This is a genomic window from Variovorax sp. 3319 (assembly GCF_031456585.1).
Classification (GTDB): Bacteria; Pseudomonadota; Gammaproteobacteria; order Burkholderiales; family Burkholderiaceae_C; genus Variovorax; species Variovorax paradoxus_P.
Map to the genome: position 1 here is coordinate 625,901 of NZ_JAVDUZ010000001.1, position 25,948 is coordinate 651,848.

Genomic DNA, 25,948 nt, shown 5'->3' on the forward strand with positions numbered 1-25,948 from the left:
CATGAACGCATCCACACTCGAATTGAATGGGCCCGAGCCTCGCACGGCCGACAAGGACGCGGAGACCGGCGCGCTGACGCTCGACGAGTTCAGCCAGTACTTCCACGAGATCGAAGAGCAGCCGGCCTGGCGTGCGAAGGCCGACCGCGAAATGGAGTACTACGACGGCAACCAGCTGAGCTCCGAGATCCTGCAGCGCCAGCAGCAGATCGGCATGCCGCCCGCCATCGAGCCGCTGATCGGTCCCGCCATCGATGCCGTGCTCGGCCTGGAAGCCAAGACGCGCGCCGACTGGCGCGTCCAGCCGGACGCCGAGGATCCGAGCGGCGACACGGTCGCGAAGGCGCTCAACTTCAAGCTGAACAAGGCCGAGCGCAAGAGCAAGGCCGACAAGGCGTGCTCCGACGCGTTCAAGACGCAGGTTGCCGCGGGCATCGGCTGGGTCGAAGTCTCCCGCAACCCCAACCCGTTCCAGTTCCCGTACCGGTGCAAGGCCATCCACCGCAACGAGATCTGGTGGGACATGCTGGCCACCGAGGAAGACCTGAGCGACGCCCGCTACCTGATCCGCCGGCGCTGGACGCCCACCTCGCAGGCCAAGCTGATGTTCCCCGACAAGAAGGAGCTGATCGGCCAGGTGGTCAGCGGCTGGCCGATCTACGAAGGTCTCGGCACCACCGAAGGCGGCACGTCCACCGACCTGGTGAGCGCATGGGACCAGCAGCGTGGCTGGAGCGTGGAAGAGCAGCAGTGGCGCGACATGACGGGTAAGCGCGTGTGCCTGTTCGAAGTCTGGTACCGCCGCTGGAACCGCGTGCTCGTTCTCAAGATGCCCGACGGTCGGGTGGTCGAATACGACCGCAAGAATCCGCTGCACGTGCAGTTCGTGGCCATCGGCGCTACGGTGCCGGAATGGGCGATCGTGCCGAAGATGCGCCTGTCGATGTGGATGGGACCGCACCGGCTCTCGGACATGCCCACGCCATACCGCCACCAGAAATTCCCGTACGTGCCGTTCTGGGGCAAGAAGGAAGACCGCACCGGGGTGCCGTACGGCTTGGTGCGCGGCATGATGTACATGCAGGACAACGTCAACGCCACGAACAGCAAGCTGCGCTGGGGCCTGTCGGCCGTGCGCACTGAGCGCACCAAGGGCGCGGTCAACGGGACCGACGAGCAGTTCCGCAGGGAAGTCGGGCGCGTGGACGCCGACATCATTCTCAACCAGGAGCACATGGCCAAGCCGGGCGCTTCGTTCAAGGTGCAGCGCGACTTCGAGCTCAACCAGCAGCAGTACCAGATGCTGCAGGACTCGCGCGCCGGCATCCAGCGCGTCAGCGGCATCTCGCCCAGCCTGCAGGGCGCCCAGAGCGGCGCGAACTCCGGGCTCCAGGAAGCCACGCAGCTCGAGCAGAGCACCCAAGCGCTGGCCGAGATCAACGACAACTTCGCCACGAGCCGCGCCGAGGTCGGCGACCTGCTGCTGTCGCTGATCGTCGAAGACACGATCGGCCGCGAAGAGACGGTGGTCATCAAGGGCGATCCGCTGCGCGAAGAGCAGGTGGTGAAGCTGAACGCGCCCGTGCAGGACGAAGACGGCATCACCTACCTCGACAACGACGTGGAGCGCACCATGCTCAAGGTCGCGCTGAACGATGTGCCCAGCACGCCGAGCTACCGCAGCCAGCAGCTGTCGGCCATGTCCGAGGCGTTCAAGGCCATGCCGCCGCAGTTCCAGCAGGTGGCCATGCCGTACCTGATCGCTCTCATGGACCTGCCGAACCGCGAGGACATCATCAAGGCCGTGCGCGAGGCGGCCAAGCAGATGACACCGGATCAGATCCAGGAACGCATCGACGAGGCCGTCAACCAGGCGCGCCTTGCCGACGCCCGCGACCTCAAGCTGCAAGAGCTGTCGATGCGTTACCCGAAGGAGAAGCTGGATGCCGAGATCGGCGAGATGCTGGCCAAGTCCTTCAAGACCTATGTCGAAGGCCTGTATTCCGCCAACCAGACGGCTGCGACCATCGCGATGAACCAGGCGATTGCGCCGGTGGCCGACGTCGTGGCGCAGGCCGCTGGCTATCGGCCGCCGTCGCCGGGTGGAATCGATCCGAACCTACCCGTACCCGCCGGGCTGCCGCCCCCGGCCTTGGTCGACGTTGCGGGCACGCCGGGAGTCGCGGAGAACACCAGCCCGGCGCTGCCACCGGTGCCGCCGGGTCCGGGCTCGCCGCTGGATGGTAGCGGTCGAGGCATTGAGACCGAGAGGGCTACAGACAACGTTCCCGCCTAAACGAGTGTCAACTGGAAGGCGCCGGCATTGTTGAAGTCCATCGCTCGGAGGCCGACTTCCGGCAGTTCCATTGTCATTCTCATCGCCGAAGTGAAGGTGCCCGCGAAGTTCTGTCCTCGGAGGTGTCCGGCAGCCTCCCAAATGACCTGCATGCGGATGTCCACAGACGCGATGCTGTGCTTCCAAGTATTGATATCGATGGTTGGCGTTCCCTTCGGGATCACAAATTCGCGCGCTGCTCGAAACATCGTCGGTTTCGCGGGATCAACCGAAAGGGTGTTGTCCTCAGTCAAGAGCTCGACGACGTTCAGACCGATCTGCTCGTTCATCGCCTGCAAAACCGCGACCCCGATCTCCGACCTATAGGTGACTGCAATTCCACCCTCGGGTCTGCGGGCAGCGAAGCCGTCAACGATGTTGACTGTCATCTGATCGACCGGCGCAACCCTGGGCTCGAGCCGGTGCACCCGCAGGCGGCCGCTGCTGATTCGCACCCTGGACCTCAGCCCTGGGCCGAGTGGCTCTCCGTAATCGATCACAACATCAGGGAAGTCACGAAGAATTCCGCCGGGACCGAGTGTGTTGGTGATGGCGCCAAGTCGCGCCGGAATATCTTCGTAGGCGAATTCCAGTACAGCCGCGCTGTCGGGGCCGCGAGACGTGACATAGAGCTGGAAGTGTCGGCCGTTCGTGACGAGAAAATACACGGCGCGAACGTCTGGATGGTTGGCGTATGACCACGCCTGAGCCGCTACTGCTTGGTCCAGTGGTGCGGATGGTGCCTTGGCCTCAACCACCCATCGAACTCTTCTACCCGCCTCGAGGATGTAGTCGGCCTTGCCTCTCAGGGGTGGGTCCGTGGCCTTCTCTCGTCCAAGCTGCACTTGGCTGTAGGTCAAGTTGAGCTCGCGTAGTACGTTGTGTTCTGTGCCGGTTCGGTATCCCAGCTTCCTGATGAGGGGCGCAATCACCTCCTCTCGAACATCCGTCTCGTTCATTGCGTCGAAAACAGGCGCTATCGGTTCCATGGGTTGTCCCTCCTAACGGCAGCGTAGCGCACAGCAGCACTCCCCCCCAGTAGGGTTCGCCCGCTTCGTTCCTCCTCGACACCATCACGCCCAGCAACGCCATCCCGGCGAAGCACCCACCAAGACCTTTGGCGGCCACGGCGAGATGTGGCAAGGAACTGGAACACATGGCAAACATTGAGCAGTTTTTGGAGAAGCACGCGGACGCCGACGGCAACGTGAGCGAGGAAGCGATGGCCCGCCTTCTGACGGGCGACATCGAGGGCGATACCACGGCAGCACCTGCCGCGGACACCGGCGCGCCCGCCGCCGGCACCGAAGCGACGACCGACGCACCCGCAGCCGCTCCGGCTGCACCAGCACCCGCGCCTGCCGCGCCGGCACCGGCCCCTGCGGCTGATGCAACGGCAGCAGCACCAGCACCCACGCCGGCACCGGCTCCCGCAGCAGCTCCGGCTGCCGAAGGCGCCGACTCTGTGATCCTGGCCAAGGATGGCAAGCACACCATCCCGTACCAGAAGCTGGCGAGCGCGCGGGAGGAAGCGAAGGCCGAGAAGGCGAGAGCCGACCAGGCCGAAGCGGAAGCGGCGCAACTGCGGGAGCAGCTGGCGAAAGCCACCACTGCCCCTGCGGCTGCGCCGGCATCGGCACCTGCAGATGCCCCGGCACCGGCCGGGAAGGTCTTCGGGGACTACTCCGACGAGGCAATCGAGAAGGGCTTGAGCACGCTGGTCGCGAAAGCGATGGCGCCGTTCAAGGAAGACCTCGCTGCTCAGTTGGAGCCGGTGAAACGGCAGGCCGCAGAGACCGCGGCCGAAGCGCACTTCCGGACCATCTACACGCATCATCCCGACATGGATTCCATCGTCGACAGCGCGGAGTACCAGCAATGGCTCACCGCGCAGCCGTCGCTCGTGCGCCAGACGTACGAAGCTGTGTTGGCAAAGGGGACCGCGGGGCAGGTGGTCGAAATGCTGGACACCTACAAGGCTGCTCAACCCGCCACAGCGCCCGCGCCGGCGCCTGCACCTGCCGCGGCTCCCGCCCCAGCAGTCGACCCGCAGAAGAAGGCCGACGAAGTCATTGCCTCGGTAAAGCCGAAGACGCCCACCAGCCTGACGGATGTTCCGGCCGGCTCGCAGGCGCATCACGACGAAGCCGAAGCCATGGCCGAAATGAGCCCGCTCGACCTCATGGCCAAGTTCGAGGGCAAGACGCCCGCGCAGATCGAAGCCTTGATGCGAAAGCTGGTGTGACCAATCCCGCCACGGAGTTTTGAATGCCAACCACCAATATCCCGTACGGCTCGCCGCTCGCGCTCAAGGCGCAATCGGTCGGGCTCTTCGCTGCCACCATGCAGCGCCTCACCAACCTGAACCGCCTGACCGGCCAGATGCCGACCCAGAGCGACGCCGAGGGCAAGCTGCGTGTGCAATCCAGCACCGACATGCCCATCGTGCGCTGCATGGACCTGACCAAGGTCGCCGGCGACGAAGTGACCTTCGACCTAGTCAACCCCATCGGTGGCAAGCCCATCATGGGCGGCCGCATGGCCGAGGGTCGCGGCGAGCGCCTTGACCTTCAACAGGACAAGCTGCGCATCAATCAGTCGCGCAAGCCGATCTCGGCTGGCGACACGATGACGCAACAGCGCACGCCGCACCAGCTGCGCCAGCTGGCCCGCGCCGCTGGCCAGGGCTACATGCTGCGCCTGGAAGACCAGCGCACGCTGGTGCACCTCGCCGGCGCCCGCGGCTTCCACGACAACATCGAATGGGCGATGCCCTTGGCTTCGGATCCGGACTTCGCGGAGATCGCCGTGAACCCGGTGAAGGCGCCCACGCGCAACCGCCACTACATGTCGACCGGTACCGGAATCGAGCGCATCGCGGCCACGGGCAACGAGATCTCGATCGCGACCACCGACGTCATGAACATGGACGTGGTGGATTCGATCGCGACCGTCATCGCTTCGATCCCGCTGCCGCCGCCGCCCGTCAAGTTCGAAGGCGACGCGATGGCCGACGATGCACCGCTGCGCGTGCTGCTGCTCTCGCCCGAGCAGTACACCTCGTTCGTGAAGTCGGGCAACTTCCGCACGCTGCAGGCCTCGGCCATGGCGCGGGCTCAGCAAGCGAAGGGCAACCCGCTCTTCACCGGCGACGCTGGTCTGTGGAACGGGATCCTCCTGGTCAAGATGCCGAAGCCGATCCGCTTCTACGCAGGCAACTCGCTGCGCTGGTGCCCGAGCCTCACCGACGAGGCGGAAACCGCAACGGACCTGGTGCCGGCCTCCTTCGGGACGGGCTTCGCTGTCGACCGCGCCATCCTGTTGGGTGGCCAGGCGCTCGCCGAGGCCTGGGGCAAGAACAGCCGCTCGGGCAACCCGTTCTTCTGGAGCGAGAAGGAGCTCGACCACGGCGACAAGCTGGAAGTGCTCATCGGCTCCGTCGGCGGCAAGAGCAAGGTGCGCTTCGACGTGAACTACGGCGGCGACACCTACCAGCCGACCGACAACGGCGTGATCGCGATCGACACCGCGGTTGCCATCGCCGGCCAGTGATGCAACGGGCCGGCTCCGGCCGGCCTGCTTGACACAACCCGTTCAACTCACTTCAGGAGCCTCAAATGGCAACCATCAACGTCACCAAGCCGCTGGCCGCTCCGGCCTTCGGCGGCACGCCCTACGGCAACATGCTGCGCCGCCAGTTCGTGCTCGAAACCAACGCTGCGGGCGTGCTGCTCGGCGGCGACGCCACGGCAGCGATCGGCGCCACCGACAAGGTGCGCCTCGGCCTGCTGCCGGCTGGCACGCGCCTCGACGATGCCCTGGCAGTCATCTCTGACGCCTTCACGGCCACCATCACCGGTGACCTGGGCTTCGAGTACGCCGACGGCGTGGACGATGCCAGCGTGCCGCAGGACGCCGACTACTTCTTCGCCGACCTCGCTGCCGCCACGGCCGCGCGCACCCGCATGACGGCCGCCAACAAGCCCGTCACGCTGCCGAAGGATGCCTACCTCATCTGGACCAACCAGGTGGCGGCGCACGCCTCGGCCGGTCGCGCGGACTTCTTCATCGACGGCGAAGACCGCGGTCCCCTGTAACCCATCCCTCCTTGAACCCCTTCGGGGCGGGCTCCGGTCCGCCCCTTTTTCCATCCAAAGGAGCAAGAGATGAATCGAGAACAGATTGCACAGGTCGCGCACGAGGTCAACCGGGCCTACTGCGCCTCGCTCGGCGACACCACGCAGCCCGCGTGGGCCGACGCACCGGACTGGCAGCGCGCGAGCGCAGTGGCGGGTGTCGACATGCACTTGGCCAGTCCCGATGCCACGCCCGAAGAGAGCCACATCAGCTGGTTCGAGCAGAAGCTGGCCGACGGCTGGGTCTACGGCGAAGTGAAAGACGCCGAGAAGAAGGAACACCCGTGCATGCGGCCCTACGAAGAGCTGCCGGCCGAGCAAAAAGCGAAGGATTACCTGTTCCGTGGCGTGGTGCATGCGCTGGCCGCCGTGGCTGCCGCACAGGCCGCAGAACAGCCGGTCATCGGGAACATGACGCTGCCAGCCGGGCAGGGCGTGCAAGCCGTGGGCGTGCAGTACATCGGACGCCGCGACACGCACGCTGAGACCCTGTACGGCTCCGGCACCTGGGCCAAGGGCCAGATCAAGGCTATGAGCGCATTGCTGGCGCGTCAGCTGCTGAAGCACCGCGACATGTTCGAGGAAGCGCCGCTCACGGTTGGCGACGTGGTGCATGCCGCGAAGCTCGGGGAAACCGAGGATGAGCAGTCGCAGGACATGCGCGACCAGGTCCAGAACATGGACAAGGCCGCGCTGCGCGAGTTCGCGATGACGCACTACCGCCAAAAGGTCGACGGTCGTCTCTCGCTGCCCGACACGCGCGCCGCTGTCACTCGCCTCATCGACCAGTACGGCCCGCAATGACCCTCGTCGACCTCATCGCCTCGTTCCGGTTCGACGCCGACGACCTTCCGACAAGCGAAGGCGGCGGCGATGGGGATCTGCTGTGGAAGGACGCGGAGCTTGCGCGCTTCTTCGGCGAGGCCGAGGAAGAGGCCTCCATCCGCAAGAAGCTGCTGTTCGACGACTACACGCTGGCCATTGTGCAGATCAGCGTGGTGGCCGGCCAGAGCTCGTATCCGCTCGACCCGCGCATGTTCGAGGTCACGAAGGCCCGGCTGCTCAATGCCGACACCGGGCGCTTCGTCGAAGACCTGTACATCACCACGCGCGACGAACTCGACGCAATCGACCGGTGCTGGAGGGATGAGCGCCGCTGTCCCGAGCGGTTCATCCAGGACGACAAGCGCATTGTTCTGCCGGGCATTGTCGATCGCGCCTACACGCTGCGGCTCGAGGGCTACCGCACGCCCCTGACGCCCATCACCGCGGACAGCGACGGCAGCACGGAGCCGGAGATCGGGTCGATCCACCATCGCTTCCTCGTGCACTGGGTGCTCCATCGCGGCTACAGCAAGCCCGACAGCGAGGTGTTCAACCCGCAGAAGGCCGCCATCGCACTCACTGCCTTCGAGCAGTACTTCGGGCTGCGCCCCGATGCCGACCTGCGCAAGGACCAGCGCACGAACCGGCCGCATCACAACCAGGCGTGGTGGTGACATGGCCGGTGTCAGCCCTACCAAGCTCGGCTCGTTCGCTCCCGGCGTGAATAACCGGCTGGAGCCGACGCGACTGGCGCGCACGCTCCCCGACCGCACGAAGGCGACCTACCTTTCTGCCGGCGACAACATCGATCTCACGTCTCGCGGTTCGATGAAGCGCCGTCGCGGCTATGTGCTCGCCGCCGCTGGTGTCGCCGCGCACTCGGTCTGGGGCGACGAGACGGAAGGCTACTGCGCCATCGCCAACGACCTGATGCACCTCGAGCCAACCGGCAGCGGCCTGGTGCCCACGAGCGTGCTATCCGGCCTGCCTGAGCTGGCGCCGATCAGCTATGCCCGCATGCCCGATGGCGACGTGGTGTGGTCCAACGCCCAGCGCATCGGCCGGCTGCGCGGCACCAGCGCGCTGCCCCTGGCCACGCCGCGGCCAGCGGTGACGCCTTCCGTATCAGCCATCGCCGGCAGCCTGCCGCCTGGCCGCTACCAGCTGGCCTTCACCGAACTGGGCCCGCTGGGCGAGTCGGGCTCCACGCCACCGGTCGCGATCACGCTGCCCGAGAACGGCGGCCTGCACATCGTCGGCCTGGGCCCGAACACCATGATCTACATGACCGGCCCGAATGGCTCGGTCTTCAACGGAACCTTCGCCGACGGCGGCGACATCGTGGCGCTGTCGAACAATGGCCCGGTGCCGCGCTCGCTGCTGTTGGCCGACATGCCGCCCGGCTCCAGCGTGCGCCACTACAAGGGCTCGCTGCTTGTGGCGGCCGGGCCCGCGCTGATCATCTCGGAACCGTACTACTACGGCTTGTTTTCGCCCTCGAAGGGCTACATCCCGTTCCCGGCACCGATCACCGTCGTGGAGCCCTGCGAAGGCGGTGTCTTCGTCTGCGCCGACAAGACCTACTGGCTGGCCGGCGGCCTGCTCGACACCGCACCCGCCGTGGTGCTGCCGTATGGCGGCCTGCAGGGCTCCGGCGGCTCTGTGCTGACGCCGGACGGGCAGGGCACGCAGCAGGCCTTCTGGCTGTCTCCGCGGGGGCTGGTCATCGGCGCGCCGGATGGCAGCGCCTCCAACGTCCAGGAGCACGCGCTGAAGTTCGGCAAGGCCCGCGCAGGCGCCACGCTGTTCCGCGAGCAGGACGGCGCCCACCACATCGTCGCCGCGCGTCAGGAGCCTGCGCGCCCCTTCGCCGCGGCCGCTGCTTCTTCTTCCATCGCATCCATCGTCAAAGGAACCGAGCCATGAATGCCAACCAACCGCACCGCGGCCTCCGCTGGGACTTCGAAGTCAGCAACAAGGCAGGCGAGGTGATCGACCGTTTCCACGCCTACAACCTGGTGCCGACGGAAGGCCTCAACTTCCTGATGAGCCTGGCCTTCAAGAGCGCCAGCGCGGTGCCGGCGTGGTTCATCAGCATCTTCGAAGGCGACTACACGCCGACCGAGGATGTGACCGCCGCCACGCTGCCCGGCCTTGCCACCGAGATCACGGCCTATACGCCCGCCACGCGCCCCGAGTTCGTAGACGGCGCCATTACCGACGGCGCGCTGAGCAATGCCGCTTCGCTTGCCGAGTTCACCTTCACCCAGAGCAAGACCGTGCGCGTGGTGGCCCTGACCTCGGCCTCCGCCAAGGGCAGCACCGCGGGCGTCGCGCTCAGCGTGGTGCGGCTGCCCTCTCCGAAGGAATACGAGATCGGCGACGTCATGCGCGTCTTCGCCGGTCCCAACGTCACCCCAGTTGCCTGAAAGGAAACACCATGTCGATCAAACTCTCCACCGGCCTTGTCAACGCGATGCTCGTATCGGGCTCGCTCAAGTCCATCTTCGATGCAGGCAGCGAGATCCGCGTCTATGCCGGCGCGGTGCCCGCGGACGCGGATGCGGCCATCGGCGGTGCCACGCTGCTGGTGACCATCAAGAACGGCTCGAGCGGCATCACCTTCGAGGCCACGCCGAGCGGCGGCATCCTCGAAAAGAACGCGAGCGAGACCTGGAGCGGCACCAACGCGGCCACGGGCACGCCCACGTTCTACCGCCACGTGCTGACGGCCGATGACGGCACGCTGAGCACCACGGCCCCACGCTACCAGGGCACGGTCGCCGTCGCAGGTGCCGACATGAACCTGACGAACTCCACGCTGACCAGCGGCGCCACGCAGACCTTGCCTGCGCACGCGGTCGCTCTGCCGCGCGCATAACGCCTCCCATCCAGCATGACTCCAGCCTGGTGCGTCCCGATCAGCGACCCTGGCACCCCGACCGAGGGGTCGACGGGGACGAACACGCCCGACACCTCCACGCCATACTTTGCCGGCGTGGCGGGCGACACGTCGGGGCTGATCTCCGGGGACGTGGTGTGGGCGGGGCAGTGGAACGGTGGCGCCACCGCGCCAGTGGTGTCGAGCGGGAGCTTCACCTACCCGTTCGCATGTGAAGTAGCGCTCTCTGGCGGCCTTCCCGACGACGGCACGCTGACTCTCACCTGCTGGATTCTGGGCGTCGCCCAGGCGGTGCAGCTGTACGTCACCTTCTCCGCGGCCGGGACCGTCGCGACCTGGGGCATCGCGGGCACGCCGACCTCCCTGCGCGACGACTTCACCGGCTCGGGCACGATGACCGACCGCCTGCCGGACCTGGAGGGATGGATTCCCGGCGGCCAGTGGAAAAAGTCAGGCGTTAACGACATGACCGTTGCCGGCGGTGTCGTCACCAGCGCTTTCACTGGCGCTGAAGCGCAGTACCCCCTGCCCAGCTCGAGCGTTGATTCTCCCGCGATGCCAGGTTCGGAAGACGGCTTTGTGCTCGAAACGCGGTTTCGAGTGCTGACGTCCACCCCGGTCACGAGCTACTGCTCATTCGAGCTCGCCGACCACAACGACTTCAACTGGATTCAGTTCGGGCTCTATTTCGACGCTGGAGAACACTTTTTCTTCGGCGAGGCCTATACCAACAACTTCGCCAACGACTCCTACGGTGAAATCGGCGGCGTGGTGGTACAGGACGCGTGGGTTGTGCTACGCGCCGTGGTCTCGCCTAGCGGCACAGTGGAAGTGTGGCTCGACGGGGTGCTGCGCTTCACACTGGATCTCACCATCCCGTTCGTGGACCTCAGCCTGAAATTCGTGAAGCTGAATGTCCCTGTCACCTCAGAGGTGGACTACCTCTATGTCTCCCCGGGCGCAGCGCCCGAAGCCGATTCCTTCTGGACTGGTTTCGTCAACACCCGCGAGGTCGTATGAGCTTCCGCCCGATCCGCTACCGCGACGGGTTCAACAATCAGGGCGGCATGGACGCAGCCTTCCTGGATGATTCGTCGCGCGTGCCCTTCCTGAAGAAGCGGCGTGCGGACGGTGCCGGCGGCACGGTCATCGCGCACAAGCGGGGCGAGTTCCTGGAGGTCACGCGCGAGGCTCAGCTGGCTGACGGCTTCTACAGCGTGGGCTTGATCGGTGACGAACTGCGCGTCGTCGGATCCGCCACTGCGCGCGGCCGCTTCACCAACCGAGGTGTGTTTGCCGACGATGGCGACCTGGTGGGCGTCACGGCCATCCTGAACTACGGCCGCGGTCTGGGCTTCGATCAGTCGGCCGAGTTCGTCGGCGAGGCCATCGACTTCGACGGCAAGCCCTGCAACGTCTTCCGGGTGACGATCCACCGCACCCGCAACGGGCGCGAGTTCGTGCCGTTCTACGACTACCTCGCGGCGGCACCGTTCGGGGCGGCGACCTTCTTCTCTTTCCTGTTCGGCGAGGTCTACGGGCCCGCCGGCGCGCGCAAGGCCTTCAACAACCACGCGTACATGAGCCTCGATGAGGCAGGGCAGCACTTCATTGCGTTCGTGCGCGACGACGGCACCACGCAGACCTTGGGCACCACGCTGACCATGCCGAACCAGCTTGCCGCGGCCGCGCGCGTGAACCGGATGGCGCCGGGCTCCTACGTGATGATGACCAAGTACCTGCGGCCCGACTATGTGGGCAGCAGTGTGGTGGTGGCCGACTGCCCGGGCCTCGACTTCACCTTTTCGGCGGATGCCGGCGAGACATGGAGCGCGGCCAGCGCCACCGAGCTCTTCGCCGAGTTCTTCGACACCGTGCAGACGCTTCCCGAGTCAGGCTACGCGACCAAGTTCAATCAGGCCGTGACGGCCGCCAGCATCAACGTGGCGCCGCGCGCCGCCGGCATCGGCATTGCCCATGCGGTGGTGCCCTATGCGGCGGTCGATCCCGACATCGGACCCGAGTTCCAGATCTACGCCAAAGTCAAGCTGGGGATCGTGAATTCGGCGAGCCGCACGCTCCTCGGTACCGTGACGCTGTTCGACGGTTCGCTCGCGGAAGCCGTCGCGTTCTGGGAGGGCGGCTGCACCGGCGTCGAGGGTGGCGCGGTCATCGTCTCCAAGCCCACGGACGGCACCGGAGTGGCCGGGCTGCCCGCTGTGCCGCCTGAGATCCTCTTCACGCCCGACGCCGTGAGCGTGGTTTCCATGGGCACCATGCCGCAGCCGAACTACAAGACCGGCATCGTCACCGCGCTCGCGCCCAACCTGCTGGTGTGTCCGATGTACGACGGCGAGCATTCGCTGTTCGAATCGCGCGACCGCGGCGCCACGTGGCAGAAGCGTGCGGTGCTCACGGACCAGGCCGCCGCGCCCGTCCTAGTGCCCGAGGCGCGCCGGCTGCTCGAGTTCGGCGTGCTGACCTTCCTACGCCGCAACAACGAGCCGGCGAACTCGACGCCTGGCACGCCCTGGGCCAGCGACTCGCGCATCGCCGCACCGATCCTCTGAGGCCACCATGACCAACCAGCTCGTTCGCATCGGATCGACCTACAGCGTCCCGGCAGTTCGCTACCAGCCGGCGCGCCCGGCCTACACCTCCGTCGAGACAGTCTATGGCCGCGTCACGCCAGCGCAGGCCGGTGGCTGGGTGATTCTGCGGCGTCAGGTGTCGGCCGGCACGCCGGGTTCTTTCGTCGACGCATCCGGCACCTATTACATCGAAGAGCGCGCGTGGCTGCCCGGGACGCCGGCCAGCCAGCAGGTTTTCTCCATCGTCACGAACCACCCGGCCACGCCCGAGGTTCAGGGTTCGGGCGCGCAGCGCATCGACAACCCGCCGGCAGGCTGGACCTCCTTTGCGCGGTCCAAGGCCGCCATCGGCGCCGGCTATGCGGAGTTCACGGCTCGCGAGGGCAACGCCGGCGTGGCCATCGGCATGTCCACGATGGTCAGCCCGACACCCGGCTATGGCCACATCCCGCACGGCCTGCTGCTGTCAAACGGCACGGTGCGCAACCTGCGCACGGGCGCCGACCTCGGCAGCTTCACCGCCGCCGACGTGCTGCGCATCGCGGTGCAGCCGCAGGGCGTGACCTTTCAGAAGAACGGCAGCGACATCGGGACGGACCCGAACAGCTACGCGCCGGGCGCGCAGATGTACCTGTCGGCCGTGATGTACGGAGCGCTGGACTACGTCGATAACCCGGTGCTGGTGAGCGAGCCCTCCGGCACCTCGCTGGCGACTTTTCCGAAGGCCGAGGCGCTCAGCGCGGATTTCGACTACAGCGAGTCGGTGGCGCGCTTCCCGAAGATGGAGGCCACCTCGCTCGAGCCGGAGGGCGGCACCGCCACCTTCCCCAAGATGGGTGCGTTCTCCAGCGACACGCTCGACTCGGGCAGCTCGTTCGCCACCTTCCCAGCAGCGACCGCGTACAGCTACGGCGGCACGCTGGTGGTGGTGCCCGACAGCGACTCCTTCGCTCAGTTCCCGAAGATGGAGGCCGCCTCGCTGATGCTGGTCGGCGGCACCGGCGAGAGCCTAGCCACCTTCCCGACGATGTTTGGCATCTCGGCCGACTATCCCTACGGCGAGTCGTTCGCGGCCTTCCCCAAGGTCGAGGCCTACAGCTACGACGAGTCCGACCCCACGCTGGCCGTGCTGCTCGACGGCGTGGTGCTGGGCGTGCCGATGACCGCCGGCAAGGTGAACACGGTGCAGGTGCTGGACGGCATTACGTTCGATGTGCCGATGACCGTGGAGCGCATCAGCCAGGTCGACGTGCTCGATGGATTCGCGTTCGGGGTGCCGATGACGGCCCAGAGCGAGCAGACGGTGCGCGTGCTGGAGACCTTCGGCCTTGCCGTGCCGCTCACGACGCCTGGCGCCGACCTCGAAGTGCATGCCGTGAACCTCGATGGCTTCGGCAGCACGACGTACAGCAACTATCCCTTCAACAGCTTCGCGCGCATCGGCGACCGCTACTACGGCGCCAGGCTGGACGGTCTATTCGAGTTGAGCGGCGCCAACGATGCCGGCGCGCAGATCGATGCTGCGATCTGCCCTGGAAAGCTCGACTTCGGTAGCCCTCAGCAGAAAACCATTTCCGAGGCCTTCATTGGCGCCGCGTCGGAACGCCCGCTGAAGGTCAAGGTCGCGGTTCCCGGTGGCGAGTTCGTGTACCAGGCGCAGAGCAGCTCCGATGACCTGAAGCAGCACCGCTTCAAGCTCGGCAAGGGTCTGAAAGCGAACTACCTGATCCCCGTTTTCTACAACCAGGATGGCTCCGACTTCGAGGTGGACAGCCTCGAGTTCGAAGTGGCTGACCTCTCTCGAAAGACACGCCCATGACCACGCCCATCAACCCAGGCGACATCGTTTCGATACCGGACCCGAGCACGGGCGGCGCGGGCGCGCCGGTCGTCACTTCGCAGATCATCAATGCGAAGTGGCGCAATGCGGTCACCCTGTTGAATGCGTCCTCCGAGCGGGCCGACGATGCCATCGCGATGACCGACCCGGCGCCGCAGGTGCCTCTCGTTGACCTCGACACGAGCTACTTGATGCCGGTGAAGCCGGTGCTGCCCGACAACAACCCGGCTGATGCGAAGGCAATCTTCGACGACGCCCGCGCCGACATCCACGACGAGATCACCACCGGGTACGTGGACTACCTGCAGACCTACTTCCCCGATCGCTCCTACTTCGACAACGCCATCGCGTGGATCAACCGCGCGCTGACGACCGGCGGTACCGGCATCAATATCAACGTCGAGCAGCAGATCTGGGAGCGCGGCCGCGCACGGCTGCAGGGCGAGGCCATGCGCGCCGAGGCCGACGCCATGCAGGGCTTTGCGAACCGTGGCTTTCCGCTGCCGCCGGGTGCGCTCGTGCACCAGCTGCAGCTGATCCAGCAGGATCTGCGCAACAAGCTTGCCGAGCAAAGCCGCGACATCAGCATCGAGGCTTTCCGCGCCGAGCTGGAGAACGCCCGTTTTGCCGTGCAGCAGGCGCTGGACCTTTGGATGAAGGCCATCGCGAGTGCCGGCGACTACATCCGCACGCTGCTGCAGGGCGACCAGGTGGCGGCCGGGCTGGCCACGGCCATGGTGAGCGTGCGCAGCGACCTGGCGCGCAATCTCGTGGCGCTCTACCAGGCCGAGAGCGCCGCGCTCGAGCCGCGCGTGCGCCTGGCCATTGCCGACGCCCAGATCAAGCAGTCCGGCAACGAGGCGAACCTCCGCTCGAAGAACCAGACGCTGAACGATCGCGTGCAGGCGGCGATTGCGGCGTTGACGACAACCACCCAGGTGGCCGCGGCATCGCTCAACGGGATCAATGCTGGCGCCAGCGTTAGCGGGAGTGACAGCAGCAGCATTTAAGTTCGGGCTGCCTTCTGGCATGCTCCGGATCTTTGGGAGTGGGGACCAGAATGAAGTTCACGTGGAAACTTGAGATGGGCGGGGCCTTGCTATGCCTCGCTGCGCTTCTGCTCGGAGTCTATTTGGGGTGCAGATATGACGCAACGTGGCTCAATCGCGCCGGCTCGGTGATCATTGTCATCGGCATAGTTCTTGGGGCAATTCGAATACCCGATCTGCTCCGCCGGAGGATGTCAAAGATGATGAAAGAGGTTCTCCCGAAAGCGATGGAATCGGCTCGCACGGCCTTCGAGCAGGAGTCGAGCCGGCGCTTTTCTGAGGACGAAATCAAGGTCCTCCACGACAAGGTAGGGGCCGACACGGAAAGGGAGTTTGCACGGGTCGCAGCAGAGTACTGGACACGTGGCGAGGGCAAGGCGCTCACGGCACGATTCAAACTCTTCGAACTGACGATGCTGGTGACAGGCACGTTGGTGAACGGCTTCGGAGATTGGACCCTGAAGCTTCTTGGCTGGGCTCCAGCAACATGAAGGTTTAGGCACACCCCAGTAGGGTTTGGCACGCGCCACGTGCGTCGGCAAAGTGCCGACCCATGCCCGCAGCCAAGCTCAAGCTCTCCATCGACCAAGGCGCCACGTTCACGAAGACCGTGACGTGGAAGACTGGCAAGCCTGCCGTGCCCGTCGACCTGACGGGCTGCTCGGCACGCATGCAGGTGCGCGAGAAGATCGATTCGGAAGACGTGCTCCTGAGCCTGTCCACCACGGACGGGCGGATCGCTCTTGGCGGTGCCGCGGGGACCATCGTCCTTCGCGTGGAAGCGGTGGACACCGCGGCAATCACATGGAAGGCTGGCGTCTACGACCTGGAGGTCCAATTCGCCGACGGCACCGTGCGGCGCCTGTTCGCAGGATCGGTGTCGGTCTCGCCCGAGGTCACGCGATGAGCAACTGCGCACCAGAGATCATCGAGGTTGGCGAGAGCGAGCTCATCGTCGATGAGCAGATCGTCGTGGTGGTCGATTCGGTCGAGCAGCCGGCCGACGTGGTCGAAACCGCGTCCGACGAGATCGTGACAGTCGACGGCGAAGACACGGTCATCGTCACGCGCGAGCCCGAGATCACCCTGATTGACGTCGGCACACAAGGACCGCCCGGACCGCCGGGCGAGATGGGAGCGGCTTACGTCGAATTCCCTGCCGCAGTCCCGCTCGGCGGCAACCGCGTGGTGAGGGTACTGGCCGGCGAAGCCGTCTACGCCGACCACACCACTGTGGCCGACGCCAACCTGGTGCTGGGCATCACCCGCGGCGCGGTCGCCGCAGGCGCGCTGGCGCAGATCCAGACCGGCGGCCTCATGACCGAGCCCTCGTGGGCCTGGACGCCGGATGCACCGGTCTTCGTCGGCCCTGTGGGCACGCTCACCCAGGTGCCTCCCGCCACCGGATTCAACTTGATCGTAGGCGTGGCCACCAGCCCGACCCAGATCTTCATTGGGGCGCGCATGCCCATCGTTCTTCAGGAGTAAGCCATGGGCACCGCATCAACCAAAAAGTTCCTCAAGAACAACGCTGGAACGATCACCGAAGAAGCCGCGCTGCTCGACAGCGCCGGCGCGGGCGATGCCAACAAGATTCCAGCGCTGAACGCCAGCGGCGTTCTTGATCTGACCATCACCAATGGCAAAAACGCCAGCGCAGGTGCTGGTGATGCGGGCAAGTTGGTGGCTCTGGATGCTGCCGGCCGCATCGACAGCACCATGATGCCGGTCGGTATCGGCGCCGACACCGCCTCAATCCTGACCAGCGAGGCACTTGCTGCGGGCAACCTGGTGAACGTCTACAACAACGCAGGCACCGCCAACGTGCGCAAGGCCGACGCCACCACGGCTGGCAAGGAGGCGCACGGCTTTGTCTTGGCCGCCGTCGGCTCGGGTGTCAACGCAACGGTGTATTTCGAGGGCACAAACACTTCAGTCACTGGCCTGACGCCAGGTGCCCAGTTCCTCCACACTACAGCTGGGGGCGCTACGGTGACCGCTCCCAGTGCCTCGGGCAACGCGGTGCAGCGCGTGGGCCTCGCCACTTCGGCCACCTCTCTGAACTTCGAGCAGGGCACGCCCATCGTGCTGGCGTAATGACGGACCGCCGCCCGCTCGTCGTCGTTTCCGGCACACCGCGCGAGATCGCCACGGGCGATACCGTGCCCGTCGCCAACGGCGGAACGGGCGCGATCACGGCTGCTGCGGCGCGAACGAACCTCGGCGCGGTGAACATCGCTGGCGACACGATGACGGGAAATCTGAGTGTCGCTCACGCTGGTTCGACGGAACTCCGCATCGACTCTTCCAACGACAACGCGGTTCTCATTTTTGATAAAGGCGCGTCCGGCAAAACCAATGCGATCAACGCGATGTCCAACAACGCGATCCGTTGGCAGATGCAGTTCGGCGACTCGACAAGTGAGTCTGGCTCCAATGCTGGCTCAAATTTCTCTATCGGTCGGTTCAGTGATGCCGGTGCAGCGCTCGCCAACGCATTCTCGATCCGCCGTAGCGACGGTCAGGTAGATATTGCAGCGAGCGTGATCGCTCAGTCGTACGGAATTTTTGCTGGTACGCAAATTCTGGGTGGCGCACAGGCCGTAGCCAGCTCTAACTACGGCACCAGTGGCTCGACCAATTTCAACAATTTCTTGACGGCGACTGTCAATGGATCGGTGGGTGTTCTGAGCTACCAGCACACCCCCGGCACGTCAGCCGCCTGGCAGTTTCAAGTCAATAACAGTACCGCTAACTTCACGTTCTTGAACAACGGTCGCGCCCAAGCTGCGGTAGCGTGGGATGTGGTGTCCGATGAGCGCCTGAAGACGAAATTCGAACCCATCACTGATGCGCTGGATCGGATCGACCATGTGGATGTTGAAACCTACGAGCGTGTCGACGAGCCGTCTCCCATGCATGGGCCTTCCCAGCGGACGCGGTATGTCGGCGTTCGTGCACAGAGGATGCGTGTTGCTCTGCGCGAAGGCGTCACCGTGGCCGGAACCGAGGCGATGCCCGGCCGACTGGTAGTTGCGTCGGACGCAGCAGGATTGCTTGCGCTGGCCGCCGTCAAAGAACTGAAGGCGCTCGTGATGGCGCTGCAGGCCGAACTCCACGCGCTGCGAAACCCAACCCCCAGCGCGAGCCTCTCCGGAAAGACGAAATGAACCCGCACTCTGCACGACCAACAAAACCCCCGCCACGGATCGATGACCGGTCCACCATCTTGAGGATTGCCGAGTCATGAGCGAAGAGCAACAAACCGAACGCACCACCCGGATCATTGATCTGCGCATTCCATTGCCGTGGGTGCTCACGGGACTCATCACGGTGGGCTTCACCTTGGTGAGCATGTATTTCAACGTGAACCAGCTGGTGCGCGATGTCGGCGAGCTGCAGATCACCGTGAAAGCAGGCAACACCCAGGTCACCACTCTGGCCGGCGAGCAAGCGTTGCTGCGCTTCCGGATGGAAAACATCGAAGGCGAAATGCGGGCCTTCAAGTCGACCCAGAGCGCCCCCGCGGCGCCCACCTATGCTCCAGCGAGGAAAGTCCCATGAACTTCGACCAAGCATTCGACCGCCTTATCGGCCACGAGGGCGGTTACGTCAACGACCCCAACGACCCGGGTGGAGAGACGAACTGGGGCATTAGCAAGCGCTCCTATCCCAACGTCGATATCAAGGCGCTCACGCGGGACGGCGCGAAGGCGATCTACCTGCGCGACTTCTGGCAGGCCCTCGGCGAGGCGCATCCTGCGATCAAGTACCAGGTGTTCGATTTCGCCGTGAATGGCGGTCTCCCGACGGGCCTGCGCAAGCTGCAGGCAGCCATCGGCGTTGCCGACGACGGGCGTTGGGGGCCGCTGAGCGCCGCGGCCCTGGCCAAGATGGAACTGAACGACGTGCTGCTGCGCTTCAACGCACAGCGCCTGCGCTACTACACGTCGCTCGGCAAGTGGCCGAACTTCGGCAAGGGCTGGACCAACCGCGTGGCCGGCAATCTCGACTACGCAGCACAGGACAACTGATCATGGCCGATTTCGACTGGAAGAAGATCGTGGGCACCGTTGCCCCCGCAGTGGCTTCGGCCTTCGGGACACCCGCCATGGGGGTGGCCGTGGCCGCGTTGTCCAACGTCATCTTCGGCCGCGTGGACGCCAGCGCCGAAGACGTGGCCGGCGCCATCGCGAATGGACAGCTCACTGGCGAGCAGCTCGTGGCCATTCGCCAGGCCGACAACGACTTCAAGGTGAAGATGGGCCAGATGGGCCTCGACCTGCAAAAGCTCGAGGCTGACACCGAGCAGGCATACCTCAAGGACGTGCAGGACGCGCGCGCTCGCCAGGTCGCCACCAAGGACTACATGCCGCAGGTGATCTTCTTCATCCTGCTCAGCGTGTATGTGCTCGAAGTCTGCCTGTTCTTCTTTGGCCAGATGCCCAGCGACGAGTTCGTGCGCGCGCTTATGACCCGGGCATTCAGCACCGTGGAAATCGGCCTGACGGGCGCCATTGCCTATTTCATCGGCTCGAGCCGTGGAAGCAAGCAGAGTGGTGACGCGGTGCGCAAGATTGCCGAGCAAGCTGGAACGAAGTAACCGGCTGGAGGCTTCCTCCGATAGGGCTCGCCACGGTCGCCCCGCGCCACGAGCGGCTTGCGAACCTCACTGGAAGCACATGTTGTCAGCATCGCCGCCCATGGGAGATACGCAAGTCATGCCACCCACGAGTGGCACCTTCACCGCAACTAGGCAGCAAACGCCTCCTTGAGGGCGCAGTGCGCCGCTGAGGTGCGCCTTGATCGCCGTTTCATCGGCGAACGACAGCTCGATCTCTTGCGCATTGATGCCCTTGATTTGATCTGCCGGCAAATAGTTCTCGGGATTCGAGCGAACCTTTTTTGTCCACTCATCTTTGAAGTTTTCGACGTCGCTTGCCATGGCTGCGCTCCGTTTCAGGTAGGTTGAGGAAAGATGCACTGTGAGACTTGATGGAGGCGGGGTAATGCGTGGAAGTCCTCGCCCTTTTTCGCCAGTGCGCAGTGCTCGCGTGCTGGCAGAGAACACGGTCGGCTATTTCGCGGGAGGCGCGCCGGTTTCCGCGGTGAGGATGTACTGCATCGCTGACTCGTATCCGGCCCCGAGATCCTTCGCCTGACGCTTCATCGTGCTGTAGCAGCGCTGGTACATCTTTGCTCGATTGACAGTCGACTGAAGCTCCTTCGCTCGTGCCTGGATGCTCTCTGGATTGCCAGATGCCAGTGCGTCGTTGAGCCTGCAGTGCGCCTTCGAAAGCACGCGCCACCGTTCGGCCTTGTCTTTCTTCGATTTGCCACAGTTTGGATGGGACGCGAGCATGACGGCGCGTTTGCCGTCTCCGGTGTCGCACATGTAGGCCGTCTGCACCCCTAGGGCCTGATTGAGGTCGAACGCCGACGCGGCGTGTGCGCCCGCTACCGCCACTGCAGCGACGCAGAGGTTGAACAAAATCCTATTCATTGGTACTCCTCACGTTGGGTGATGCACGCCGCAGGAGTAGTTCTTGATGTGAGCGGCCAGATGATCTTCGAGGTCCAAAGCCGTTGCTCCTACAGCGTCAACCCTTTCGCGCGTTTGATCTACCTAGTTGAAGGTACCCAGGGTAGGGCGACGCCAAGGGCCGATGGAGCTCCCCCCTGTAGGGTTCGACCCTTCGAGCGAGCGCGCCAAGAATGCCGGGGAATCCCAGAAAGGCGCCTCATGGCTACTCAACTCTTGCCCGACGAAACCGGCTTCGGCGTGCGCCCGCGGCCGCTGCCTCCGGCGACCACCTCACTTGGCGCTGTACCGCCGCCGGAGTCGGGGAGCGTGATCGGTCGGCGACCCCCCATCAACATGGGCATGGCCGACGTGGTCCCGCCGACGCAACTGCCACCAACGCAGCCTGCAACTGCCGTTCCCGCGCAGACAGTACCTGCTCAGCCAAGCAGCGAAGTGATCGGACGCCGGCCAGCAATCAACATGGGGGCGGCGGATGTCGTGCAACCAGGTCGCGTCACGGCCGCGGCGGCACCAGCCGCATTGCCTGCCGCAGAAGCTGCCGCGTCCCGTTTCCCGATGGCGCGCGCCGTGGGAGGTGCAGGTGCAGCATTGGGCGTCGGGCTCGAAGGCAAGCAGATCTACGACGTGGCGAACAACCCGGGTTCCAGTGGACTCGACGTCGCCACCCAGACCGCTCAAGGCGTGGGCCGGCTCAGCGCGGCAGGCGCGGGTGCCGGGGCAGGTGCCGCAGCAGGTTCAGTGCTCGGTCCGGTGGGAACTGCCGTGGGCGGCGTGCTGGGCGGCGGGCTGGGATATTTCGCCGCTGAGCGCGCCATCGCTGCTGGACGTTCGGCGCTGGGCAGTGATCCACGCTCGCCTGCCGATCAGATCCCGCCTGTACCGGCTGCGCCGGCAGCACCGACGGAAAGCGGCGGCGCTGTGTTCGGCATTTACCCACGCCCAAGCAGCCGGTTGAGCACAAACGCCAACGATGCCGCCCTGCAGCGCGGCGTGCAGGCGACCGGACCTTCGACATTCGTGCCGGCCACGCCCGCGGTCGCTGCTGCACCTGAGCCGGCACAGCGCTTCAACAACTTGACGGATCCGCGCAGCACGCAGTTCCAGGGCGGAGTCGGCGCTGCGGCGCCTGCGGCAGCGCCGCCCGTCGACGGCGAGCCTCGAGCGGCTGCGCCGGCAGGCTTCGGCGCAGTGCCCGCTGCGGCAGTTCCGGCACCGGCATCGAACCTGCCGCTGGGCGTCACGCGCACCGACAACAGCTTTTCCGGCAGCAACGTGGGCTCGCCGGCCGGTGCAAGTCCTGGCGCACTCGGCGGCCTTGAAGACACGAATGCGCGCCTCGCCCGCCTGCAAGCATCGAACGCCTCTTTGCCGCAGGGCGGACTGACGATGATCGACAACCCCGGGCCCACGGCCGCGCAGGCCATGTTCGACGGTGCGGCGCTGCGCACGACGCTCGCGCGCGGAGCGCCTCCTGGCCGCAACGGTGCGCAGGCTTTCGCGCAGCAGGTCGAGGGTGCATTGAGCCCGATTCAGCAGCGCAATGCACTTGCTGCACAAGCGACGAAAGAGACCGGCGAAACGCAGCGCTCGCTGATTCAGGAGCGCGCAGCTGATGCGCGCACGCGGGCCCAGACCACGCAACAGCAGGAGGCGAACGCTATCGATCGCGCGCGATTAGGCATCGATGCGATTCGCGCTGGCAACACGGGAGTACCCGCTGGCTACCGCGTGAAGACGGATGGCACTGGGCTTGAGCCGATTCCCGGCGGCCCCGCCGACCCCAACACACCGAAGGGCAAGAACGCGCTGAATGACACGCAGGCGAAGGCGCTTCAGTTCGGCAGTCGGATGCAGGCGTCCGAGGGCATCCTGGACAAGCTGGCAGCGCAGGGCGTCAATCAGCCGGGTCTGATCAAGCGAGCTGCAGAGACGGTAGGCCTGGGCGCCGCGGCGAATTTCACGCAGAGCGCGGAGCAACAGCAGGTCGAGCAGGCGCAACGCGACTTCATCAACGCGGCGCTGCGGCGCGAGTCCGGCGCGGCCATCGCCGATTCCGAATTCGCCAACGCGCGACAGCAGTACTTCCCGCAGCCAGGCGACAGCAAAGAGGTGATCGAGCAGAAGAAGGCCAATCGTGAGCTCGCGACGCGCGGCATCTTGGCCGAGGTGCCCGACTCGGAGAGGCGGCTGGCCCAGGTGCGCGAGGCAACCCCCGGGGCGCCTACGCCAGCCGCGGCATTGCCAACCGGCATGAGCAAGCAAATTGGCACCTCCGGCGGCAAGCCGGTGTACGAAGACGCGCAAGGCCGTCGATTCATTGGAGCCTGACCCATGGCACTGCAACCCTTCGACGGTCAACTCGATCCCGCGCCAAGTGCGCCCGCTGTCCTGCAGCCCTTCAGCGGCCAGCTCGACACTGCACCTGCCGCGGCACCTTCGGTCAATCCGGTGGCCGGGTTTGTGGCAGGTCTCGGCCGCGGTGCGCGAGATGTTGTCGACACCGGCGCGCAGCTTCTGGCCAGCGGCTTCGACAAGATCGCCGGCACTGCCGAGGGCGAACGTGTTGCCGCCATCAACAAGACCGGTGTCGATCAGTTCAAGCAGGAGTACGGCGGCAGCACGGCAGCCGACATTGGCCGCGTCGGCGGCCAGATTGCCGCCACGCTGCCGGTCGGTGGGGCGCTGGGCGCTGGCGTGCGAGCCGCTGGTGCCGCCGGTCTCGCGCCGCGCGTAGCGGTGCCGCTGGGCGAAGCCATCGCTTCCGGCGGACTTGCAGCACCTGGTGCCGGCCTAGGCGTGCGTGCAGCGGGCGGCGCAATCTCAGGCGGCGTGACTGCGGGCCTCGCGGATCCCGAGCAGGCCGGTACCGGTGCAGTGCTGGGCGCCGCGCTGCCGGTGGTCGTGCGCGGTCTCGGCGCAGTCGGCCAAGCGATCGGCAGCACGCTGCGCGGGCCCGAGGTGCCGCTGGGCGTCCGCCAGGCTGCACAAGCCGCCCAGAACGTCGGGTATGTCATCCCGCCGAGCCAAGTTGCGCCAACGCTGACCAATCGCGTCATCGAAGGCCTGGCTGGAAAGATCTCGACCGCGCAGAACGCCAGCGCCCGCAATCAGGAGGTGACCACGTCGCTCGCCAAGCGAGCCATTGGCGTGGCCGACGACGAAGTGCTGACACCTGAGCTGCTGCAGAACATCCGGCAACGCGCAGGCACGGCGTACGAGGCCGTGGGCAGCACGGGGACCATCACGCCCACGGCTGCCTATGGTCGCGCGCTCGACCAGATCACGGCCCCATACCGCCGCGCTGCCGCAGGCTTCCCTGATGCGGCACCGAATCCAGTGATTGCAGAGATCGACTCGTTGCGTTCGCCCACCTTCGATGCTCGCAGCGCGATTGACAAGATCCGCGAGCTGCGCGGCATGGCCGATGCGGCCTACCGTCGTGGCGAGGCCGACATGGGCCGCGCTTTCAGGAGCGGCGCCGGTGCGCTGGAGAACGTGATTGAACAGCACCTGGCGACGAATGGATTCCCGGCGGCGATGCTCGACGAGTTCCGCAATGCACGTCAGCTCATCGCCCGCACGTACAGCGTGGAGCGCGCACTCAATCCGACGACGGGCAGCGTGTCGGCCAAAGACCTCGCAGCGCAGCTCAAGCGCGGTAAGCCACTGTCCAACGAGTTGCGCCAGGCCGGCGAGTTCGCAACGGCTTTCCCGACTGCAGCACAGGTAACCGAGAAGGTGGGCAGCCGCCCGCAGTCATCGCCTCTGGATTGGGCACTCGCTGGTGGCTTGGGTGCAGCAACGGGTGGAAGCCCGCTGTCTTTGATCGGGCTTGGAGCGCGGCCCCTTGCTCGAGCGGCAGCGTTGTCAGGCCCAATTCAGAGGGCGCTTGCCGCAGCGCCCGCGGCGGCCATGCAGCCAGCTCTGGGTGTCAACCGCGCTCGCCAGGCTCTGGGGCGCGGTGCACCGGTCGTCCTGACAAATCGCGACCTTTGAGGCCGCAGTAGATGCCCCAGATCAACGCAGCGATTCCGAAGAGCGCGAGCTTTCCGATCTGGTACGCAGTGAAGGTCATTTCCGGAATGTAGCAGGCCGAATGGAGGGGTAAAACAGGAGGAGTGCGTCAGCCCTTGAGGCACTCCCAAGACACGACGGCGCTGCATTCGCTGGGCTATGGATAGCTCTTGCGTGGCTTGCTGGGCTCTCTCACGAGGGGCATCTTCGCTCGAACTTTGCGCAGCCACCACAAGCACCCTGCCAGAAACAGAGTGATCGGCAGAGCTATACCAGCGCAGATCGTCCCGACCACGACAAGCACCTGAGCGAGCGTTTCGTTCGGCCTCGCGAGGTCATAGTAGCGTTTGAGTTCGGCAACAGAGGGATCTCTGGTGTCGAATGCAACCTGCTGCGCAGTTCCGATATAAAACTTCACTCCCTCTTCGTCGGTTTTGGATGTGCTTATCCGGTACGTTGAGCCGCTCACCTGGTATTTGTATTTGACCCAGTAGGAGACGTGGCCCTTGCGTTTGCCCTCGTGCTTCGATATGCCGTCAAGGATCGCGGGCGCGAAGCCAGGCGATTGAGCAATCTGCCTGTGGGTCAGGTGCCTTTCAATTTCCTCTGCCCCGAAGAGATAGTAGGAAAGGGCAAAGAGCGCTACAAAAATGGCAAGAAGCTTCATGTGGAACCTATGGTGCGGCAAATCGCGTGCCGATTCTGATGCAT

Annotated in this window: 27 protein-coding genes; 23 read left to right on the plus strand and 4 right to left on the minus strand. The window is 65.4% G+C overall.

Features of this window, described 5'->3' with window-relative positions:
* The first annotated feature begins 1 nt into the window (after nt 1).
* The gene (locus tag J2X67_RS03140; protein ID WP_309950448.1) at nt 2–2,296 is read left to right on the plus strand and encodes a hypothetical protein; all 2,295 of its coding nucleotides are present in this window, start codon (nt 2–4) and stop codon (nt 2,294–2,296) included.
* Here the strand turns inward: J2X67_RS03140 and J2X67_RS03145 are convergent.
* Nucleotides 2,293–3,324, minus strand: a complete 1,032-nt coding sequence (locus tag J2X67_RS03145; protein WP_309950450.1) for a type I restriction enzyme HsdR N-terminal domain-containing protein — start codon at nt 3,322–3,324, stop codon at nt 2,293–2,295. The two genes, J2X67_RS03140 and J2X67_RS03145, sit on opposite strands and share 4 nt — an antisense overlap.
* Nucleotides 3,325–3,491: 167 nt before the next feature.
* On the opposite strand from J2X67_RS03145, the gene J2X67_RS03150 reads away from it, so the two are divergent.
* The 20 genes from J2X67_RS03150 to J2X67_RS03245 all read left to right on the plus strand — a co-directional run bounded on the left by J2X67_RS03150 (nt 3,492) and on the right by J2X67_RS03245 (nt 20,281).
* Complete coding sequence (locus J2X67_RS03150) at nt 3,492–4,580, plus strand: hypothetical protein (RefSeq protein ID WP_309950451.1); 1,089 nt, start codon at nt 3,492–3,494, stop codon at nt 4,578–4,580.
* Nucleotides 4,581–4,603: 23 nt separating this feature from the next.
* Entirely contained in the window at nt 4,604–5,887 is a 1,284-nt protein-coding gene (locus J2X67_RS03155) for a N4-gp56 family major capsid protein (protein WP_309950452.1), read from the plus strand.
* Nucleotides 5,888–5,952: 65 nt separating this feature from the next.
* Entirely contained in the window at nt 5,953–6,432 is a 480-nt protein-coding gene (locus J2X67_RS03160; protein WP_309950455.1) for a hypothetical protein, read from the plus strand.
* A gap of 69 nt (nt 6,433–6,501) precedes the next feature.
* Complete coding sequence (locus J2X67_RS03165) at nt 6,502–7,275, plus strand: RyR domain-containing protein (protein WP_309950457.1); 774 nt, start codon at nt 6,502–6,504, stop codon at nt 7,273–7,275.
* Nucleotides 7,272–7,970: a DUF6682 family protein gene (locus J2X67_RS03170; protein WP_309950459.1), complete on the plus strand. Its 699-nt coding sequence runs from the start codon at nt 7,272–7,274 to the stop codon at nt 7,968–7,970. Before J2X67_RS03165 ends, J2X67_RS03170 begins: the two co-directional genes overlap by 4 nt.
* Nucleotide 7,971: 1 nt before the next feature.
* Entirely contained in the window at nt 7,972–9,222 is a 1,251-nt protein-coding gene (locus J2X67_RS03175; RefSeq protein ID WP_309950460.1) for a hypothetical protein, read from the plus strand.
* The gene (locus J2X67_RS03180; RefSeq protein WP_309950462.1) at nt 9,219–9,725 is read left to right on the plus strand and encodes a hypothetical protein; all 507 of its coding nucleotides are present in this window, start codon (nt 9,219–9,221) and stop codon (nt 9,723–9,725) included. Before J2X67_RS03175 ends, J2X67_RS03180 begins: the two co-directional genes overlap by 4 nt.
* 11 nt (nt 9,726–9,736) lie before the next feature.
* Nucleotides 9,737–10,177 carry a hypothetical protein gene (locus J2X67_RS03185; protein ID WP_309950465.1) on the plus strand — a complete coding sequence of 147 codons (441 nt, stop codon included), beginning with the start codon at nt 9,737–9,739 and terminating at the stop codon, nt 10,175–10,177.
* Between the two features lie 15 nt (nt 10,178–10,192).
* Entirely contained in the window at nt 10,193–11,218 is a 1,026-nt protein-coding gene (locus J2X67_RS03190) for a hypothetical protein (RefSeq protein WP_309950466.1), read from the plus strand.
* On the plus strand, nt 11,215–12,768 hold the full coding sequence (locus tag J2X67_RS03195) for a hypothetical protein (protein WP_309950469.1): 1,554 nt from the start codon (nt 11,215–11,217) through the stop codon (nt 12,766–12,768). The genes J2X67_RS03190 and J2X67_RS03195 overlap by 4 nt, the downstream gene beginning before the upstream one ends.
* Before the next feature lie 7 nt (nt 12,769–12,775).
* Entirely contained in the window at nt 12,776–14,608 is a 1,833-nt protein-coding gene (locus J2X67_RS03200) for a hypothetical protein (RefSeq protein ID WP_309950471.1), read from the plus strand.
* Complete coding sequence (locus J2X67_RS03205) at nt 14,605–15,639, plus strand: hypothetical protein (protein WP_309950474.1); 1,035 nt, start codon at nt 14,605–14,607, stop codon at nt 15,637–15,639. Before J2X67_RS03200 ends, J2X67_RS03205 begins: the two co-directional genes overlap by 4 nt.
* Nucleotides 15,640–15,689: 50 nt before the next feature.
* Nucleotides 15,690–16,169 (plus strand): hypothetical protein, encoded by a 480-nt coding sequence (locus J2X67_RS03210; RefSeq protein WP_309950476.1) that lies wholly within the window; start codon nt 15,690–15,692, stop codon nt 16,167–16,169.
* A gap of 62 nt (nt 16,170–16,231) precedes the next feature.
* Complete coding sequence (locus J2X67_RS03215; protein ID WP_309950479.1) at nt 16,232–16,585, plus strand: hypothetical protein; 354 nt, start codon at nt 16,232–16,234, stop codon at nt 16,583–16,585.
* Complete coding sequence (locus tag J2X67_RS03220) at nt 16,582–17,166, plus strand: hypothetical protein (protein ID WP_309950481.1); 585 nt, start codon at nt 16,582–16,584, stop codon at nt 17,164–17,166. Before J2X67_RS03215 ends, J2X67_RS03220 begins: the two co-directional genes overlap by 4 nt.
* A gap of 3 nt (nt 17,167–17,169) precedes the next feature.
* Nucleotides 17,170–17,775, plus strand: a complete 606-nt coding sequence (locus tag J2X67_RS03225; RefSeq protein ID WP_309950483.1) for a hypothetical protein — start codon at nt 17,170–17,172, stop codon at nt 17,773–17,775.
* Nucleotides 17,775–18,848, plus strand: a complete 1,074-nt coding sequence (locus tag J2X67_RS03230; RefSeq protein ID WP_309950485.1) for a tail fiber domain-containing protein — start codon at nt 17,775–17,777, stop codon at nt 18,846–18,848. Before J2X67_RS03225 ends, J2X67_RS03230 begins: the two co-directional genes overlap by 1 nt.
* A gap of 76 nt (nt 18,849–18,924) precedes the next feature.
* Nucleotides 18,925–19,242: a hypothetical protein gene (locus J2X67_RS03235; RefSeq protein ID WP_309950486.1), complete on the plus strand. Its 318-nt coding sequence runs from the start codon at nt 18,925–18,927 to the stop codon at nt 19,240–19,242.
* Nucleotides 19,239–19,712 (plus strand): glycosyl hydrolase 108 family protein, encoded by a 474-nt coding sequence (locus tag J2X67_RS03240; protein ID WP_309950488.1) that lies wholly within the window; start codon nt 19,239–19,241, stop codon nt 19,710–19,712. Before J2X67_RS03235 ends, J2X67_RS03240 begins: the two co-directional genes overlap by 4 nt.
* A 2-nt stretch (nt 19,713–19,714) precedes the next feature.
* Nucleotides 19,715–20,281 carry a hypothetical protein gene (locus tag J2X67_RS03245; protein ID WP_309950490.1) on the plus strand — a complete coding sequence of 189 codons (567 nt, stop codon included), beginning with the start codon at nt 19,715–19,717 and terminating at the stop codon, nt 20,279–20,281.
* A gap of 66 nt (nt 20,282–20,347) precedes the next feature.
* Here the strand turns inward: J2X67_RS03245 and J2X67_RS03250 are convergent, their stop codons facing one another.
* Both J2X67_RS03250 and J2X67_RS03255 read right to left on the minus strand, forming a co-directional pair.
* On the minus strand, nt 20,348–20,623 hold the full coding sequence (locus tag J2X67_RS03250) for a hypothetical protein (RefSeq protein WP_309950492.1): 276 nt from the start codon (nt 20,621–20,623) through the stop codon (nt 20,348–20,350).
* Between the two features lie 132 nt (nt 20,624–20,755).
* On the minus strand, nt 20,756–21,181 hold the full coding sequence (locus tag J2X67_RS03255; RefSeq protein WP_309950493.1) for a hypothetical protein: 426 nt from the start codon (nt 21,179–21,181) through the stop codon (nt 20,756–20,758).
* Between the two features lie 240 nt (nt 21,182–21,421).
* Between J2X67_RS03255 and J2X67_RS03260 the strand changes: the two genes are divergently transcribed.
* Nucleotides 21,422–23,551, plus strand: a complete 2,130-nt coding sequence (locus J2X67_RS03260; protein WP_309950495.1) for a hypothetical protein — start codon at nt 21,422–21,424, stop codon at nt 23,549–23,551.
* A 3-nt stretch (nt 23,552–23,554) separates the two neighbouring features.
* Complete coding sequence (locus J2X67_RS03265) at nt 23,555–25,219, plus strand: hypothetical protein (protein WP_309950497.1); 1,665 nt, start codon at nt 23,555–23,557, stop codon at nt 25,217–25,219.
* Between the two features lie 175 nt (nt 25,220–25,394).
* On the opposite strand, the gene J2X67_RS03270 is transcribed toward J2X67_RS03265, so the two are convergent.
* Nucleotides 25,395–25,904: a DUF3592 domain-containing protein gene (locus tag J2X67_RS03270; protein ID WP_309950498.1), complete on the minus strand. Its 510-nt coding sequence runs from the start codon at nt 25,902–25,904 to the stop codon at nt 25,395–25,397.
* Between the last annotated feature and the right edge of the window lie 44 nt (nt 25,905–25,948).

What these genes read in the sequence shown, in the direction of transcription:
- J2X67_RS03250 (WP_309950492.1), bottom strand. Translation starts at nt 20,623, where the DNA reads ATGGCAAGCGACGTCGAAAACTTCAAAGATGAGTGGACAAAAAAGGTT.
- J2X67_RS03240 (WP_309950488.1), top strand. Translation starts at nt 19,239, where the DNA reads ATGAACTTCGACCAAGCATTCGACCGCCTTATCGGCCACGAGGGCGGT.
- J2X67_RS03145 (WP_309950450.1), bottom strand. Translation starts at nt 3,324, where the DNA reads ATGGAACCGATAGCGCCTGTTTTCGACGCAATGAACGAGACGGATGTT.
- J2X67_RS03230 (WP_309950485.1), top strand. Translation starts at nt 17,775, where the DNA reads ATGACGGACCGCCGCCCGCTCGTCGTCGTTTCCGGCACACCGCGCGAG.
- J2X67_RS03245 (WP_309950490.1), top strand. Translation starts at nt 19,715, where the DNA reads ATGGCCGATTTCGACTGGAAGAAGATCGTGGGCACCGTTGCCCCCGCA.
- J2X67_RS03205 (WP_309950474.1), top strand. Translation starts at nt 14,605, where the DNA reads ATGACCACGCCCATCAACCCAGGCGACATCGTTTCGATACCGGACCCG.
- J2X67_RS03265 (WP_309950497.1), top strand. Translation starts at nt 23,555, where the DNA reads ATGGCACTGCAACCCTTCGACGGTCAACTCGATCCCGCGCCAAGTGCG.
- J2X67_RS03225 (WP_309950483.1), top strand. Translation starts at nt 17,170, where the DNA reads ATGGGCACCGCATCAACCAAAAAGTTCCTCAAGAACAACGCTGGAACG.
- J2X67_RS03215 (WP_309950479.1), top strand. Translation starts at nt 16,232, where the DNA reads ATGCCCGCAGCCAAGCTCAAGCTCTCCATCGACCAAGGCGCCACGTTC.
- J2X67_RS03260 (WP_309950495.1), top strand. Translation starts at nt 21,422, where the DNA reads ATGGCTACTCAACTCTTGCCCGACGAAACCGGCTTCGGCGTGCGCCCG.
- J2X67_RS03185 (WP_309950465.1), top strand. Translation starts at nt 9,737, where the DNA reads ATGTCGATCAAACTCTCCACCGGCCTTGTCAACGCGATGCTCGTATCG.
- J2X67_RS03220 (WP_309950481.1), top strand. Translation starts at nt 16,582, where the DNA reads ATGAGCAACTGCGCACCAGAGATCATCGAGGTTGGCGAGAGCGAGCTC.
- J2X67_RS03255 (WP_309950493.1), bottom strand. Translation starts at nt 21,181, where the DNA reads ATGAATAGGATTTTGTTCAACCTCTGCGTCGCTGCAGTGGCGGTAGCG.
- J2X67_RS03190 (WP_309950466.1), top strand. Translation starts at nt 10,193, where the DNA reads ATGACTCCAGCCTGGTGCGTCCCGATCAGCGACCCTGGCACCCCGACC.
- J2X67_RS03140 (WP_309950448.1), top strand. Translation starts at nt 2, where the DNA reads ATGAACGCATCCACACTCGAATTGAATGGGCCCGAGCCTCGCACGGCC.
- J2X67_RS03210 (WP_309950476.1), top strand. Translation starts at nt 15,690, where the DNA reads ATGAAGTTCACGTGGAAACTTGAGATGGGCGGGGCCTTGCTATGCCTC.
- J2X67_RS03150 (WP_309950451.1), top strand. Translation starts at nt 3,492, where the DNA reads ATGGCAAACATTGAGCAGTTTTTGGAGAAGCACGCGGACGCCGACGGC.
- J2X67_RS03170 (WP_309950459.1), top strand. Translation starts at nt 7,272, where the DNA reads ATGACCCTCGTCGACCTCATCGCCTCGTTCCGGTTCGACGCCGACGAC.
- J2X67_RS03195 (WP_309950469.1), top strand. Translation starts at nt 11,215, where the DNA reads ATGAGCTTCCGCCCGATCCGCTACCGCGACGGGTTCAACAATCAGGGC.
- J2X67_RS03160 (WP_309950455.1), top strand. Translation starts at nt 5,953, where the DNA reads ATGGCAACCATCAACGTCACCAAGCCGCTGGCCGCTCCGGCCTTCGGC.
- J2X67_RS03270 (WP_309950498.1), bottom strand. Translation starts at nt 25,904, where the DNA reads ATGAAGCTTCTTGCCATTTTTGTAGCGCTCTTTGCCCTTTCCTACTAT.
- J2X67_RS03155 (WP_309950452.1), top strand. Translation starts at nt 4,604, where the DNA reads ATGCCAACCACCAATATCCCGTACGGCTCGCCGCTCGCGCTCAAGGCG.
- J2X67_RS03180 (WP_309950462.1), top strand. Translation starts at nt 9,219, where the DNA reads ATGAATGCCAACCAACCGCACCGCGGCCTCCGCTGGGACTTCGAAGTC.
- J2X67_RS03200 (WP_309950471.1), top strand. Translation starts at nt 12,776, where the DNA reads ATGACCAACCAGCTCGTTCGCATCGGATCGACCTACAGCGTCCCGGCA.
- J2X67_RS03235 (WP_309950486.1), top strand. Translation starts at nt 18,925, where the DNA reads ATGAGCGAAGAGCAACAAACCGAACGCACCACCCGGATCATTGATCTG.
- J2X67_RS03165 (WP_309950457.1), top strand. Translation starts at nt 6,502, where the DNA reads ATGAATCGAGAACAGATTGCACAGGTCGCGCACGAGGTCAACCGGGCC.
- J2X67_RS03175 (WP_309950460.1), top strand. Translation starts at nt 7,972, where the DNA reads ATGGCCGGTGTCAGCCCTACCAAGCTCGGCTCGTTCGCTCCCGGCGTG.